Annotated in this window: 12 protein-coding genes; 8 read left to right on the forward strand and 4 right to left on the reverse strand. The window is 40.3% G+C overall.

Annotated features, from left to right (window positions below; all coding sequences use genetic code 11):
- Nucleotides 1-11: 11 nt before the first annotated feature.
- The 4 genes from hopL to fliW form a co-directional block, all read right to left on the reverse strand.
- Complete coding sequence (gene hopL / locus H7O61_RS00940) at nt 12-3,725, reverse strand: Hop family outer membrane protein HopL (protein ID WP_187874867.1); 3,714 nt, start codon at nt 3,723-3,725, stop codon at nt 12-14.
- A gap of 22 nt (nt 3,726-3,747) precedes the next feature.
- Complete coding sequence (gene hopI / locus H7O61_RS00945) at nt 3,748-5,835, reverse strand: Hop family outer membrane protein HopI (protein ID WP_187874868.1); 2,088 nt, start codon at nt 5,833-5,835, stop codon at nt 3,748-3,750.
- A 107-nt stretch (nt 5,836-5,942) separates the two neighbouring features.
- Nucleotides 5,943-7,004, reverse strand: a complete 1,062-nt coding sequence (gene murG, locus H7O61_RS00950; protein WP_187874869.1) for an undecaprenyldiphospho-muramoylpentapeptide beta-N-acetylglucosaminyltransferase — start codon at nt 7,002-7,004, stop codon at nt 5,943-5,945.
- Between the two features lie 11 nt (nt 7,005-7,015).
- Nucleotides 7,016-7,423, reverse strand: a complete 408-nt coding sequence (gene fliW, locus H7O61_RS00955) for a flagellar assembly protein FliW (RefSeq protein WP_187852583.1) — start codon at nt 7,421-7,423, stop codon at nt 7,016-7,018.
- Nucleotides 7,424-7,560: 137 nt separating this feature from the next.
- Between fliW and valS the strand changes: the two genes are divergently transcribed.
- The 8 genes from valS (at nt 7,561) to H7O61_RS00995 (ending at nt 15,271) form a co-directional block, all read left to right on the forward strand.
- Entirely contained in the window at nt 7,561-10,179 is a 2,619-nt protein-coding gene (gene valS, locus H7O61_RS00960; RefSeq protein ID WP_187874870.1) for a valine--tRNA ligase, read from the forward strand.
- A 14-nt stretch (nt 10,180-10,193) separates the two neighbouring features.
- Nucleotides 10,194-11,540: a signal recognition particle protein gene (ffh, locus tag H7O61_RS00965; protein WP_079371104.1), complete on the forward strand. Its 1,347-nt coding sequence runs from the start codon at nt 10,194-10,196 to the stop codon at nt 11,538-11,540.
- A 73-nt stretch (nt 11,541-11,613) separates the two neighbouring features.
- Nucleotides 11,614-11,844 carry a 30S ribosomal protein S16 gene (gene rpsP, locus H7O61_RS00970; protein ID WP_000216122.1) on the forward strand — a complete coding sequence of 77 codons (231 nt, stop codon included), beginning with the start codon at nt 11,614-11,616 and terminating at the stop codon, nt 11,842-11,844.
- Nucleotides 11,845-11,860: 16 nt separating this feature from the next.
- The gene (locus H7O61_RS00975) at nt 11,861-12,208 is read left to right on the forward strand and encodes a KH domain-containing protein (RefSeq protein ID WP_187874871.1); all 348 of its coding nucleotides are present in this window, start codon (nt 11,861-11,863) and stop codon (nt 12,206-12,208) included.
- 9 nt (nt 12,209-12,217) lie between these two features.
- Nucleotides 12,218-12,763, forward strand: a complete 546-nt coding sequence (gene rimM / locus H7O61_RS00980) for a ribosome maturation factor RimM (RefSeq protein ID WP_187874872.1) — start codon at nt 12,218-12,220, stop codon at nt 12,761-12,763.
- Complete coding sequence (gene trmD, locus H7O61_RS00985; RefSeq protein ID WP_000672953.1) at nt 12,764-13,453, forward strand: tRNA (guanosine(37)-N1)-methyltransferase TrmD; 690 nt, start codon at nt 12,764-12,766, stop codon at nt 13,451-13,453.
- Nucleotides 13,454-13,474: 21 nt separating this feature from the next.
- Nucleotides 13,475-13,831 (forward strand): 50S ribosomal protein L19, encoded by a 357-nt coding sequence (gene rplS / locus H7O61_RS00990; protein ID WP_000797689.1) that lies wholly within the window; start codon nt 13,475-13,477, stop codon nt 13,829-13,831.
- 642 nt (nt 13,832-14,473) lie between these two features.
- Complete coding sequence (locus H7O61_RS00995; protein WP_079339940.1) at nt 14,474-15,271, forward strand: NYN domain-containing protein; 798 nt, start codon at nt 14,474-14,476, stop codon at nt 15,269-15,271.
- Nucleotides 15,272-15,641: the final 370 nt, after the last annotated feature.

The raw sequence follows: 15,641 nt of genomic DNA on the forward strand, positions 1-15,641 counted from the left end.
CACACCCTTTTTTAAAACCCCATGATGTAATTGATATAGAAAGTATAAAGCCTCCTGTAACTCACATCAGCCCCAGCGCTTCTCAAATACGCTTGATTGATGAGAGGCACTTTAATCCCAAATTCCACGCTCTTTTGGCTTATAACCCCTTGATTGTGGAATTTCTTGGCAAAACGCTTAAACTCCGCAAAGTTGGTGCGCACCCCAAAATTCAGCGCCACTTGAAAATTCGTTGAATGAATGTCATTAGCGTTCCCCCAGTTGTCAATGATTTGTTGCCTTAGAGAGCTAAGCCAAGTTGCACCGCCCAGTTGGACCCCAGCAAATAGCCCAAAATTCAACGCTTTAGTGTTGTAAGTCCTCCTGAATAGATTCCATAAAAAATCCGTGCCTACCCCATAAGCAAAGATATTCGCTTTCACGCTTTGATTGGCTAGGCCTATTTCACTAAAGCCGTAATCAAAGAAAAAATAATGCCTAAGGCCCAATTTCCTCGCTTTACCAAAGAAGTATTTATAGCCCAAACCAACCCCTAAGCCGTTGCTCATGCCGTGTTGGGTGCTTTTAGCGGCCGCATACTGGCTTAAAATGGGTTGGGAGCCGTAGTTATTGGCTTGATTTTGCGCGTTTTGAACCTGATTTCTGGCGTTAATCATCGCATCAATGAGCTTTTGTTGCACCATAAAGAAGGTTTTATCCCCTAAAAGCTGCCGTAAGGTTTGCGAGAATGACTGAATGGTGGTGGTGTTAGAAGTGATTTCTTGGAGCAGGGTTAAAATCGCATTAGGGCTAATATCGTTTTGTAAGGATTGAAACCCTTGAGAAATAGCGCTCGTGATCGCTTGAAAAGCGCTTGTAAGACTAGTAGATACATTACTATCATTATTTTGGATAAATCCGGCGGTTTTAATAAATTCGGTGAGCAGATTAATTAAATTATTCGTATCGCTCACCCCATTGGTGGGGATTGCCCCTAAAAGGTTGATAAGCCCACCGGAGCAAGTAGCGCTAGTGCCACTACTACCGCTACTACACAAATTACTGAGACTACTACTATTACTTTTTAAGGCTTCAAAAAATTGCTTTAAGCCGTTTTCAACGCCTTTATTATTCCCGGAGCTGGCGATAATGTCGGCTATTTTTTGGGCGTCATTATAGACTTTTTGCAAATTGCTGTCGGTTGTGGTGGCGGTGGTGGCACTTTGTTGTTTGTTGGGTTCATAACAATTACTGCTGCTACTTGATCCATTGGTCTTATTGCAAGTCTGATAGCCGTTATTATTACTGCCATTTCCTCCGCCACCGCCTCCTCCGCTACCCCCACTGCCACTGCTGTTATAAGTCCCCAGCTTTCCCTCGCTGGCGTCTGTGAGCATTTGGTAGGCTGTGTTGATTTGACTAGTTCCGTTCCCATTACCCCCATTATTTCCGCTACTGCTAAAACCCTTAAGAGATGAAATGATGTTATTGAGCAACCCATTACTAGTGAGCGTGATTTGTTGGACATTGTAGGTGATGCTGTTCCCACCACTGCTCCCACTTTGAGTTGTTGCTTGTGTTTGATACCCTAAAGCGCTTTGTAACCCGCTGTAATAAGCCTTAGAGTCTGACCATTGCTGATAGCACCAGTTACTATTACTCCCATTCATTCCGCTCGCGCATGCATTATTATTGCTTGCTGATCCGCTTGTTTGCTGGGTTTGTTGGCTTTGATTGATTAAAGCGCTCATGTCTGTAGGCACTTGCTGGTTAATGGTATTGATGAGCTGGTAAAAATTCGCTCTTAGTTGGATGCGTAAATCTTGGTTAGTGTTAGGAGTCATCTCTTGCGACCGATTCCCATTAGTGTTATAAATCGCATTCGCCCATGCTTGGATATTACTTTCTTGGTTTTGAAAAGCGTTTTGAATGCTTTGTTGGAAATTGCTGACATTTTGCAATACGGTGTTTAAAGCGCCCATCACCGTGCTGTTAGGGGATTGAGTGGTTGCCCCACTGCTTTGATTGAAGTTAGTCGTTTTAGCTTCTTCTTCATTATTCACCATTACCATCGCTTTTAGTTTGGAAGCGTTGCTTTTAGCTTGAGTGGTAGTGCTAGTCCCAGAGCTTAAGATATTTTGCAATTGGGAGTTCCCGCTGATGCTCAAACCCCCTGAATTATTGTTATTGCATGCAGCTTGCGAGCCGTTACTGCCATTTGGGCATAGTATCTGAGCGTTTTTTTGCAAATTTTCTTCTGAAGTTTTTAAAGAGTTATAAACGCTCCACACTTGAGAAACAAGGTTAAAAGAATTCACGCCGATCTGCTCTTTGCCCCCTATGGTTTGGATTTTGGAGGTAGCGACTAAAGAATTGTCAAAACTGCTTGTGTTATTCGTGGAGCTTGTGGAGCTTGTGGCTGAGCATGAAATCCCACTATCGCTAGAAAGGCTTCCGGTAGCGCTTGTGCAATCATAGGCGCTGATATTTTGCCCTTGAGCGTTGGTAACGGTGCCGATTTGGTAGTTATTAGAAGTGTTTTTGAGCAAGTTTTTAGGCTCAGTAAAACTAATCCACGAAATTTGTTTTAAAGCGTTATTGTATTGTTCTATCGTGCTTTCATAGGCTTGGAAATTCAAAGCGTTGTGCAAGTTGTTTAAATTATAGGTGGTGTTGTTGATCGCATTGCTGTCTAAAGTGTTGATAGCAACGCTTTGAAGCTTTTGAGCGATGGCTTGGACTTGCTGGTTGGCTTGGTTATTTGAAGTGGGGGTTGCGGCTAAAGGGGCTAAATTTTGGATGAATTGCTCTAAGCATTGGATTTGATTGGCACAACCATTGGGGTTATTTTGAGTATTAGCGCTTAATTCCCCTTGTAGGGTGTTCATTAAAAGGGTGTTGTTGTATTGTTGTTGGTTGTTGCTGTTTGAAGAAGTGGAGCCTAAAATGGAATTAGCTGGATAGAATACGACTTGTCCTGGTGGGTTTAACACCACATGCGTTGTGGTTGTGGTAGGGAAAACCCCCACCCCTAAAGTGTTTAAAGCGTTAACAAGAGCGCTCACATAAGCGGTATTATTGCTAGAAGCGTTCACCGCATCGGTTAGATTGGTGAGTAAGGATTGCGCATAAGTGGTGCTAGTGGTTTTAGTGATGCTGTGTTCAATTTGTTGCAATAATTCCGCCATGGATTGCGCGGTGTTTTGGAGCTGGGCTTTGACTTCTTTGGTGTTGTTGCTGGGATTAAGGCTATTAACAGAACTAATGATGCTAGAGCTTAGCGCGATGCCTTGAACAAACGCGCTTTGGGTGTTAGAAAGGAGTTTCGCTGTGATTTGTGAAGAATGGGCTTTTAAGGGATCAGAGCTTCCTTTAAGCCCTATGATTTGCTGGGAAATGCTAGAGATTTGACGGCTAGAATAAAAGTCTTTTCTTTTGCCAATTTGATTCAAGATATTAGAAATGCCCTCTAATTGGTTACCCACCGTGTTACTCACGCCATAACCTAAAGCGTCAATGACGCTTTGAGAGCTTAAAGTGATAAGGCCGGTAGTAGGCCCTGCAATATTGATCGCGCTTTGGGTTACGCTGTTGATGATATTTTGATTTTCTAAAAGTTGTTTGTTATTGATAAATTGCTGCGTGCCGCCGATTTGATAGCCTACAGACATATACCAGCCATTGTCTTCAGCTAAGAGAGAGCCAATTAAAAAGAATGGTATAAATTTTTTAGCTTTTTTTATCATATTTTTCCCTTATTTTATTTAATCAAAAGCCTATGTTGTAGCCCACATAAAAACTAAAGGCTCTTCTATACTTCGCTGTAACGCCTTCTGATTGGTAATAGGTGTGATAAAGCACCGGTATTTTAACGCCAAATTCTATCCCTTGAGAAAAACGGGATCTTTTTTGATGAGCGATTTTGGAAAAATTAGTCCTTATCCCTAAATCAAAAAGGAATTGGAAAGAAGTGTCCTTAGGCTTAAGATGGTTGCCATCCACTTGATCTAAGAAATTCGTTTTCCAGGTTTGCCCTGCAAGTTGGATGCCGGCAAAAAAACCGATATCTATCGCTTCAGTCCCTCTTTTTCGGGTAAAAACATTATAAAGAAAGTCTGTGCCTGCCCCATAGCTAGAGAGAGTGGCTTTCACTAAAGAAGATCCTGCACCAAATTGCGCGTAACCAAAATCATAAAAGCCATAATACCTAAGCCCAAACATGCGCTTTTTGCCAAAGAATTGCTTATAGCCCATTTTCACGCCAAAGCCGTTCATATTATTAGAATTAGAGTTATGTTCCAAAAAATTCCTAGCAAAGCCCATTTGATAGACTTGATTCACTTTAGTTTGCATTTCATCAATCACCCCGCCAATCACTGCTTTAGAGCGATAAAGCCCATAAGCCATTAAAGTTTTTGCTGTGGGGGAATAGGGGTTGGCTAAGATCTTGTCTATTTGTGCGGGGGTTGGGGCGTTTGTGGCTTGCTCTAGTTGGTTGATGATGACTTTTTGCTCTTGTTGGGCTTGTTGCGGGGTTAAATTATTTTGCGGGGTTACATTATTGGTGTTAGCTTTTCCTCCATAGCTAGGCAAGAAATTCAAACCTTTGTTGTTTAAATCCAAATAGGGGGCGACCCAATTGGTGATGAAATCCCCATACGCTACGGTGTTACTAAGCAAGCTTTCCCCATAGTTGATCGCTTCTTGCATCTGGCTATAGCTTGAAGTGCCTGTCAGTTTAGCAGCCTTATTGGCGAAATTTTGCATGCCTGAAAAAATCATAGAAGCGGTAATGCCATTAGCGATGATGCTATCGGCTAAATAATAGACTGCCGAGCTAGGGTGGTAGGTGTATTGGCCATTGCCTGATCCAATTGTCGCTCCAGGGGGTAATTCTTTTAAGGGTGCTTGCGTGGTGTCGTTTTTGGTGTAATAACCCGGGCCGCTAAAGCTTTGATAGCCTTGTTGGGAATCGCTACCATTAGGGGCTTTATTATAGGTGAAGCCAAATTGCTTTTCATTGGCTAAACCCCCTAAAATCCCTGCTTGCATTAAAGCCTGGAAGATGTTTTGGGCGTTTTGAGCGATAGATTTAGCTTCATTAGTAGCGGTGCATTGGTTTTGAGTGCTGCAAATGGTTTGGTTATTATTTGCTGTGGCTAAGCCGTCTTGTAAAAGGTGTTGCAAGACTTGGGGGCTAAAACTTACAGGACTGCCATCAGGGGTGCTAAAAGACTTATTCGTTAAGGTTTGGTTATACCAGAGCGTGGTTAAAGCGTTGGTAATATCATCGTTTAAAGCATTCATGACATTGGCTAGACCATTAGGCAAGGCAATAACAGTGCTTTGATTGCCGAATTTGACTTCAGCGAGTTTAGCGTTAGAAAGATTTTCAGGGTTACGGATTAAAGTTTCGCCGATGAATTGGGTGAGCTTGTCTAAATTACTGACTAGAGATTGCATATCAAAGGTGGCATTGACATTGCCTCTTGGGGGGTTGTTGCCTGTATCGCCATTATTTTCTTTAGGATAGCCCCCCGCATAGAGCAAACATCTTTTAGAAGGATCAGGGCAGAGCATTTGCATTAAAACTCTAGTTTGTTGGCCCATCGCTTCTAAATAATAGGCTAAAGGCACTGCCGCAGATTCTAGAGCGATAGCGTTTTGGCGGATGTAGGTGGATGCGTCTTGACTGGCGTTAAGCCCTGAGTTATCCACCCTTTGAATGGCTAGAGAAGTTTGATAACTCACCCCCATAAAAAACCCGTCATCTTCAGCCGCTAAGGGGTTAAGAAAAAATAAGGGGAGTAGGCTAGAATAGATAAGCCATTTTTTATTAAAAACAAAGTTTTGCAAGGGGTTATCCTTTTCTTTTTAAAAGATTTGAGCTATCCTAAATTTTATCTTATTTGTCGCTTAAGTTTAATGGTTAGTCGCTTAATTGTTGATTAAAATGGGCTATTTTAGGTGTTCAAAATCGTTTCAATGATGGTTTTTGCGCCGTCTTTAGCGATTTTTTGTTGCAATTGGTTGCTGATAGTGGTGAGGTTTTTATTGCCTTGATCGTCTTTTTGGTTGAGCTTTCTGATGACTTCAAAGAGTTTTTTAGGCAATAATTCATTTTGAGGCACGACATAGCATAAGTTTTCTTTTTCAAATTCTAAGACATTGTAATACTGGTGGTTATTGCTCGCAAAAGGGTAGGGGATAAAAATCGTGGGTAAGCCATTGGCACACAATTCCCACACGCTGCTCGCTCCGGCTCGGCTCACACACAAATCCGCCCTGTGCATGACTTCTGTGATGTTATTGTGGAAAGCAAACAATTCTATCTTATCCAATAGCCCCAATTCCTGGTAAAAAAAACGCATTCTTTCATGAGCGTCTGAGCCGCAAATATGCGTGATCTTAATCCCTTGTTTGGTGAGTTTAGGAGCGTTTAATAAAGCGAATTCATTGATCGCTTTTGCCCCTTGCGAACCGCCTAAAAATAAAATATGCTTGATTTCCGTGCGAGTCCTAGCAAAATCAAAAAAAGCGTTTTGCACGGGATAGGAGGTTAAAACATGATTTCCTTTGTCTTTAAAGGCATAGCTTGAAAACACCGCTTTAGCTTTAGGGGAAAGGTAGCGATTAAGAGAGCCTTTAATCGCATTTTGCTCATGGATATAAAGGGGTATTTTATTGAGTAAGCTTGCAAAACTTGCAGGCCCTGCACTAAACCCTCCCACGCTAATGGTGTGCGTGATTTGGTGTTTTTTTAAGATTTCTTTAGCCTTAAAAGCGGCTTTAGCTTGCAAGAATAAAGAGCCTATTTTTTTAAAAAAGCTTTTATTGACCACGCCTTGCGTGTTGAAAAAATAGCGTTCGCTAAATAAGGGGCTATTTTCAAACCATTCCCTATCTTGCCCATAAGTTGAGCCTAAATAAATAGCCTCTATGCCTTGTTTTTCTAATTCTATAGCTAGGGCTTTAGCGATAGAGAGATGCCCGCCTGTGCCTCCCCCTGTGAGAGCGAATTTCATGCTAAAAACCCTTAAGCTCGTTCTCTTTCTTGAATCACAAAGCTTTTTAAAGGGTCTCTAAAGCCAAAATCCGGATAATCCATCATAGAAAGCGCCACTTGAGCGCCAAAGCCATTTTTGGAATTAAACACTAAAGGGGCTAAGAAATTAACCATAGAATCTTCTAAATTTTTTTGCAACACGACCACGCAATACACCTCAACTTTGGAATGAGAATCTAATTCTAGCAGTAATTCTATGTATTTGGGTATCACAAAGCTGTATTCCCTCAAACAATAAGGATTCACTAAGACCATATCCAACGCCATAGCGGAATTGGTTTGGCCAATTAATCGGCTGAATAAGGAATCAATTTTTTCCAAACGCACTTCATGGATATGCTCAAATCCTAAAATAGGGGCTTTTAAAAAGTAATTCACTAGACTATCCTTTTTAATTTAAATGCTTTGTTGTATAATTTTAAAAAAATACGCAACAATTAAAAGCGTAAAAGCAAAAGGCGTTCCAAAATCCAACCATTTTTTAAGGAACGCTCTATTTTAGGATAATAATAATAATGAAACAAGAACCCACCACCTACCAACCAAAAGAGATAGAAAAAAAGATTTATGAAATTTGCTCTCATAGGGGGTATTTTGAAATTGATGGCAATGAAGCGATCCAAGAAAAAAACAAACGATTTTGCTTGATGATGCCCCCTCCTAATGTGACCGGCATTTTACACATAGGGCATGCCCTAACTTTAAGTTTGCAAGACATTTTAGCGCGCTACAAACGCATGGACGGGTATAAGACTTTGTATCAGCCAGGGTTGGATCACGCCGGCATTGCGACGCAAAATGTTGTAGAAAAGCAACTTTTAAATCAAGGGATTAAAAAAGAAGATTTAGGGCGTGAAGCGTTCGTTCAAAAAGTGTGGGAATGGAAAGAAAAGAGCGGGGGAGCGATTTTAGAGCAAATGAAGCATTTAGGCGTGAGCGCGGCCTTTTCTAGGACTCGTTTCACGATGGATAAGGGCTTGCAAAGAGCGGTTAAATTGGCGTTTTTGAAATGGTATGAAAAAGGCCTCATCATTCAAGATAATTACATGGTGAATTGGTGCACTAAAGACGGGGCGTTAAGCGATATTGAAGTGGAGTATGAAGAGCGTAAGGGGGCGTTGTATTATATTAGATATTATTTAGAAAATCAAAAAGATTATTTAGTGGTGGCTACCACACGCCCTGAAACCTTGTTTGGCGATAGCGCTCTTATGGTCAATCCTAATGATGAGAGATACAAGCATTTAGTGGGGCAAAAAGTGATCTTGCCTTTAATTGATCGCAAGATCCCTATTATCGCTGATTTGCATGTGGAAATGGAGTTTGGCACAGGGTGTGTGAAGGTTACCCCTGGGCATGATTTTAACGATTATGAAGTGGGCAAACGCCACTATTTGGAGGCGATTAAAATTTTTGATGAAAAGGGGATTTTAAACGCACATTGCGGGGAGTTTGAAAATTTAGAACGATTAGAGGCCAGAGATAAGGTCGTAGAAAAATTAAAAGAAAACGCCTTATTAGAAAAGATAGAAGAGCATGTGCATCAAGTGGGGCATTGCTATCGTTGTCATAATGTGGTAGAGCCTTATGTGTCTAAGCAATGGTTTGTCAAGCCTGAAATCGCTCAAAGTTCTATTGAAAAAATCCAACAGGGTTTAGCGCGATTCTACCCTTCTAACTGGATCAATAATTATAACGCTTGGATGAGGGAATTACGCCCTTGGTGTATCAGCAGGCAATTGTTTTGGGGGCATCAAATACCGGTATTTACTTGTGAAAATAACCACCAGTTTGTAAGCCTAGACACCCCCTTAAGTTGCCCTACTTGTAAGAGTGGAAAACTAGAGCAAGATAAAGATGTGCTAGACACTTGGTTCAGTTCAGGGCTATGGGCGTTTTCTACTTTGGGGTGGGGGCAAGAAAAAAGCGATTTGTTTAATGAAAACGATTTGAAGGATTTCTACCCTAACACAACGCTCATTACCGGGTTTGACATCCTCTTTTTTTGGGTAGCCAGAATGCTTTTTTGCAGCGAATCGCTTTTAGGCGAATTGCCCTTTAAAGATATTTACTTGCACGCCTTAGTCAGAGATGAAAAAGGTGAAAAAATGAGCAAATCTAAAGGTAATGTGATCGATCCTTTAGAGATGATAGAAAAATACGGCGCAGATAGTTTGCGTTTCACTTTAGCCAATTTGTGTGCTACGGGCAGGGACATTAAGCTTTCTACTGCGCATTTAGAAAATAACAAGAATTTTGCCAACAAGATTTTCAATGCGGTGAGTTATTTGAAACTCAAACAAGAAGCTTTTAAAGATAAAGAGCGTTTGAGTGAATACCAAACGCCTTTGGGGCGTTACGCGAAATCGCGCTTAAATTTTGTGACTAAAGAGACTCGTAACGCTTTAGATAACTACCGCTTTAATGATGCGACGACTTTGTTATACCGCTTTTTGTGGGGGGAATTTTGCGATTGGTTCATTGAATTTTCTAAAGTGGAAAATGAAGCGATAGACGAATTAGGGAGCGTGTTAAAAGAGGCTTTAAAACTCTTGCACCCTTTCATGCCTTTTATCAGCGAGTCTTTATACCACAAGCTCAGTAACACTCAACTAGAAAACACTAAATCTATCATGGTCATGCCTTACCCTAAAGATTTAGCGCAAGACGAACCATTGGAGCATGAATTTGAAGTGATCAAAGATTGCATTGTGTCTTTAAGGCGTTTAAAAATCATGCTAGAAACCCCACCGATTGTTTTAAAAGAAGCGAGCGTGGGGTTAAGGGAAACCATAGAAAACACAGAGCGTTTGCAAACTTACGCCCAAAAATTAGCGAGGTTAGAAAAAGTCAGCGTGATTAGTTCTAAGCCTTTAAAGAGCGTGAGCGATGTGGGGGAATTTTGCCAAACTCATGCGAATTTAGAAAATCTTGATTTAAGCCCGCTTGTTGCGCGTTTAAAAAAGCAGTTAGAAAAACTGGAAAAAGAAAAATTAAAACTCAATTTGCACAATGAAAATTTTGTCAAAAACGCGCCTAAAAGCGTGCTAGAGAAAGCTAAAGAGAGTTTAAAAACGCTTTTAGAAAAAGAAAGTAAAATTAAGCAAGAATTGGATTTGTTAGAACAACCATAATAAAAGGATAGAAAATGTTTCAAGCACTAAGCGATGGATTTAAAAACGCACTCAATAAAATCCGCTTTCAAGATGATGAAAAAGCGCTAGATCGGGCGTTAGATGAATTGAAAAAAACGCTTTTGAAAAATGATGTGCACCATAAAGTGGCTAGAGAATTGCTCAAAAAAGTGGAAAGTCAAACCAAACTTAATGGCATTGGTAAGCAGCAATTTTTAGACGCTTTAGAAAAGAGTTTGTTAGAAATTTTAAGCGCTAAAGGGAGCAGTGGTTTTACTTTCGCTCAAACGCCCCCCACCGTGGTTTTAATGGCCGGTTTGCAAGGGAGCGGTAAGACAACCACCACCGCTAAACTCGCTCATTATTTAAAAACCAAAAATAAAAAAGTGCTTTTATGCGCATGCGATTTGCAACGCCTAGCGGCAGTGGAGCAATTAAAGGTTTTGGGCGAACAGGTGGGCGTGGAAGTTTTTTATGAAGAAAATAAAAGCGTGAAAGAAATCGCTAACAACGCTTTAAAAAGGGCTAAAGAAGCGCAATTTGATGTTTTGCTTGTGGATAGCGCGGGGCGTTTAGCCATTGATAAAGAGCTTATGCAAGAATTAAAAGAAGTTAAAGAAATCTTAAACCCCCATGAAGTGCTGTATGTTGCAGACGCCTTGAGCGGGCAAGATGGGGTCAAAAGCGCGAACACATTTAATGAAGAAATAGGCGTGAGTGGGGTAGTGTTAAGCAAATTTGACAGCGATTCTAAAGGGGGTATCGCCTTAGGCATCACTTACCAATTAGGCTTACCCTTGCGTTTTATTGGGAGCGGGGAAAAAATCCCTGATTTAGATGTGTTTGTGCCTGAAAGGATTGTGGGGCGTTTGATGGGGGCTGGAGATATTATCTCGCTCGCTGAAAAAACCGCCAGCGTTTTAAACCCTAATGAAGCCAAAGACTTAAGCAAAAAGCTCAAAAAAGGGCAATTCACTTTCAACGACTTTTTAAACCAAATTGAAAAAGTGAAAAAATTAGGCTCTATGAGTTCTCTAATCTCTATGATTCCAGGTTTAGGGAACATGGCAAGCGCGCTAAAAGACACGGATTTAGAAAGCTCTTTAGAAGTGAAAAAAATCAAGGCCATGGTCAATTCCATGACGAAAAAAGAGCGAGAAAACCCCGAGATTTTAAACGGCAGCCGAAGAAAAAGGATCGCTTTAGGGAGCGGCTTAGAAGTGTCTGAAATCAATCGCATCATCAAACGCTTTGATCAAGCGAGCAAAATGGCGAAACGACTCACGAATAAAAAGGGTATTAGCGATTTGATGAATCTAATGAGTCAGGCTAAAAATCAAACGCCCCCTAAAATGCGTTAAGTTTTAAGCATGTTTTAGGCGCTTTTGTTGTATAATCTCAAATTTAATACGAATATTTTAGGAGATTTTTGTAATGACAGTCATTAGACTCACTCGCATCGGGAGAAAGAAAAAGCCTTTTTACAGAGTGGTGGTAACCGATTCTAGGAAAAGGAGGGATGGAGGTTGGATTGAATCCATTGGGTATTACAACCCTTTAAGCGAGCCTAAAGATATTAAGATTGATAAGGAACGCTTGGATTACTGGAAAGGCGTGGGGGCTAAAATGAGCGAGAGGGTGGAAAAACTTTCTCAAAAAGCCTAAGGTTTTGTGAGGCTAAATGCGCGAATTAGATCCTTTGAACACGCCTTTTTCTCAAGCTGAGTGTAAGGACTATTCGTATTGCGTGGCAACTTTTTTAGAAAAATACTTAAAAAAGGTTGTTTCTTTTCCGCAAGCTTTGAGCGTGGAGTACACGCTTTTAGAAGATAAAGTCAAACAAATCACGATTTATACCCACCCATCAGACATGGGGCATGTGATTGGTAAAGAGGGCAAAATGGTGAGCGCGATTAAGGCGTTCGTTTCAGGCGTGAAAGCCAAAGACGGGTTTTCTTATAAAATCGTTGTTTTTGCTAGTAAAAATGGTGATAGAAATCCCCATGCTTTAGGCGATCAAACGCCTTGAATTTTTTTCATGCTTTTAGTGGGTAGGATTGGTAAAAGCGTGGGGCTTAATGGGGGGTTGAAGCTTCATTTGGAGAGCGATTTTCCAGAGTGCTTAAAAAAGGGCGTTAAGGTGAGTGCCGCTCCCTTGAATGCTTTCTCCTATACTTCTTCTTTTAAAGAATATACAATCCATTCTTATGAACATGCTAAAAACCTGTTGTTTTTAGAAACTATCCACACGCCCGAAAAGGCTAAAGAGCTGACTAATTTGGGGCTTTTTATGAGTGAAGCAGAGAGCAAGAAACTCTGTGTTTTAAAAGAGGGGGAGTTTTTTTATTGTGATTTAGTAGGGCTTAGCGTGGTGGAAGAAAACGAGATTCTAGGGAAAGTCATAGAAATCCAAAGGATTTCTCAAACAGATTATTTTCTGGTTGAAACCACGAGAAGTTTGGTTGAAAAAGGTTTGGCTAAGATTTTTTTAATCCCTTATAGGGATTTTTATGTCAAAGAAATCCTTTTGCAAGACAAAAAAATAACCACCCATAACGCTAAAACGCTTTTAGAGAATAGTTGAGTGAAATTCAGCGTTTTAACCCTTTTCCCACAACTTGTATGGCCTTATTTTGAAGATTCTATTTTAAAAAGAGCGTTAGAAAAAAATCTTTTTGAATTAGAAGTGTTAAACCTTAGAGATTTTAGCGCTAATAAATATCAAAAAGCGGATCACACGCTCATTGGTGGGGGTGCGGGGCAAATTTTAGACCCTGAGATGATAGAAAACGCGCTCCATTCTGTTAAAAACCCTAAACACACGATTTTTTTAAGCGCGGTGGGCAAGCCTTTCAAGCAAATAGACGCGATGCGTTTGGCTCAAAAAAAGCATGTCGTTTTGGTGTGTGGGCGTTATGAGGGATTTGATGAACGCTCTATTGAATTGAGCGCTGATGAGGTTTTTTGTATAGGCGATTTTATTTTAACAGGGGGCGAGCTTGGGGCGTTGTGCTTGATAGATAGTATCGCTCGCCACATTCAAGGGGTCTTGGGTAACGCCCAATCTTTAGAAAATGAGAGTTTTGAAAACCATTATTTGGAGGCCCCTAATTTCGCTAACGCTGTTTTTAAATCCAAAGAAATCAATAAAATCCCTGCTCCTTTAGAATATTCTAAAGGAAATCATGCTAAAATCAAGCAACTAAAACTTGATTTGTCAAAATTAAGGACAAAATTTTACCGCCTTGATTTATTCAAACAGCACAAATCATGAAATTGACATTAAGGAAAACACATGAAAAACCGCTACATTCAGCAGTTTGAAGACGCTCAATTAAAAGACAAGAGCATGCCAACATTTAAAGCCGGCGATACTTTGAGATTGGGTATTACCATTAAAGAAGGCGAAAAAACACGAACCCAGTATTTTGAAGGCGTGTGCATTGCGATTAGAGGCAATGGCGTGGATAAAACTTTTTGCGTGCGTAAAATAGGGGCTAACAATATCGGCGTGGAGAAAATTTTCCCTTTTTATAGCGAAAGTTTGGCGAGCGTTGAGGTGTTGCGCGTGGGTAGGGTGCGTCGCGCGAAGCTCTACTATTTGCGCGATAGGAGAGGTAAGGCAGCAAGGATTAAAGAAGTCCGCCATTAATTTTTTTTTAAGATTCTTTTATCCATCATGCTAATGGGTGAAACGCTCTTTAGGGGTTGAAATCCGTTTTCTAACCGCTTCTCTTAAAATTGGGATAAAACTTTTTCAATGGGTTTGATTGGCTTGAGAAGAGTTTTTTAATCCCTTTTTAGTTTTACCACCGACTTTTTTAAAACTCTAAACTCTTTTTAGCGTTGGCGTTCGTTTTTTCAAGGCAAAGCTTTAACCGCTTCTTTTCTAGATAACTTCTTTTCTGGCTTGCTATCTGTTAAACTGAATTTTAGCTCTGTCTTTAATGGAGCGTTGGTTATCAAATTTTAAAAAAGGTTAAAAAGCGTTTTTTACAATATAAAATACAAAAAGCTTGCGCAAGTTGGGCGATAACTCCTTGAAAAATCGATCCTTGGGAGGTTAGGGGGATTTAAAGGATTGATGAGGATATTAAACGCAAAATATCCCCCTATATTCTCAAGAAAGTTTTACTATAAAGTTTTTAAAAAATGAAAGAAATTAATTAAGGCTTTGAGTGTCTGTATTTGATGAGAACAGAACCTTTATTTTTTTAAGAAACAAGGCATGTTCAGATCCCCATGCTATACTCAACCCTTGTGTGTGGCAAAATTTTTATTTTTTAGGAAAAACATGGGAAAAATTGAAACCACGATTTTTGTGGATTGGGAAAATCTACGCTCCGATTTGGAAGCAATCCAAAACAACCCTAATACGGATGAGTGTTTTAAGTTGCCCCATTTTGATTTCAACAACCCCGATCAACTCTTAGCACTAATCCGTTCGTTCCTAGAGCCTGAAGAGGAATTGAAGCGGATCTATTTTTATGTTTCTGAGCCTTTCACAGAAGCCGAGCCTAGAATTAGGGGCAATAAAAACGAAGAACTTGAGAAGTATAAAGAGAAGAATCCCAAAGATTATGAGGAAAGAGTGAATAAATCAGGGATTATCCAATCTTTCAACCATGCGATCGCCCAACAAAATCAAGTGAAATTACGAGTCGGGCGGGTAATGCCCGAATTCGTATATGAGTTCGAAGACGAAGAAGTCTATGGTCTAGAACCCAAAATTCCCATACCGAAGTTAAAGTTGCGTCAAAAACAAGTTGATGCACTGTTGGCACACGATATTACCAAGCTGTATTGCACCAAACCACTAGGGTGTGTTGTGCTGTTCAGCAAGGATACCGATTTTGTGCCTGTGTTAGAAGCCGCTTGGGAGAAAGGCTTTGAAGTCTTCATCGCCAACATTCAAGAAAGCCCCAATTCTGTCCCTTCAGACTTGAAGAAATCTTGCAATGTGAGAGAGCGTAGTGTCGCTGAAATTGTAGGTAACTTGCCAAAAAATCAGCACACTCCCAAGAAAAAGAACTTTTCCTCCAACGAGCCTTTTAACAACCCATTTAAAGACCAACTCTTTAAGAAGAACTAACGCGCTTCCCCCACTAAGGGGACAAAAAAGCACCCAATTTAAAAGGGTTAGCTTAAGCGGATTTTTTCTAAATCCATGATTTCATTTTTTGCTCTCTATTGTGGAGTGATTTTTGAAAACGGAGATCCATTAGCGCTTAATGGTGGTTTTATGGAGAATGCGTGGGTGTTTTTGGCGGTATTTAGATTTTTCAAAACCCAATCGTTTAAAAATTTTAACTTACTTTGTCAAAAATCTTTAATCTTTAAGCAAACCTTAAGCTTTATATGACTATACTTTCATTTCCTTGTTTCAGCAAGGGCTTTTAAAAAGCCGCTTGATACCTTACAAGGATAGCTGATAAAGCAAACGATCTTTGAAAACTAAGCAA

The organism is Helicobacter pylori (assembly GCF_014496965.1).
In the GTDB taxonomy this organism is placed as follows: domain Bacteria; phylum Campylobacterota; class Campylobacteria; order Campylobacterales; family Helicobacteraceae; genus Helicobacter; species Helicobacter pylori_CZ.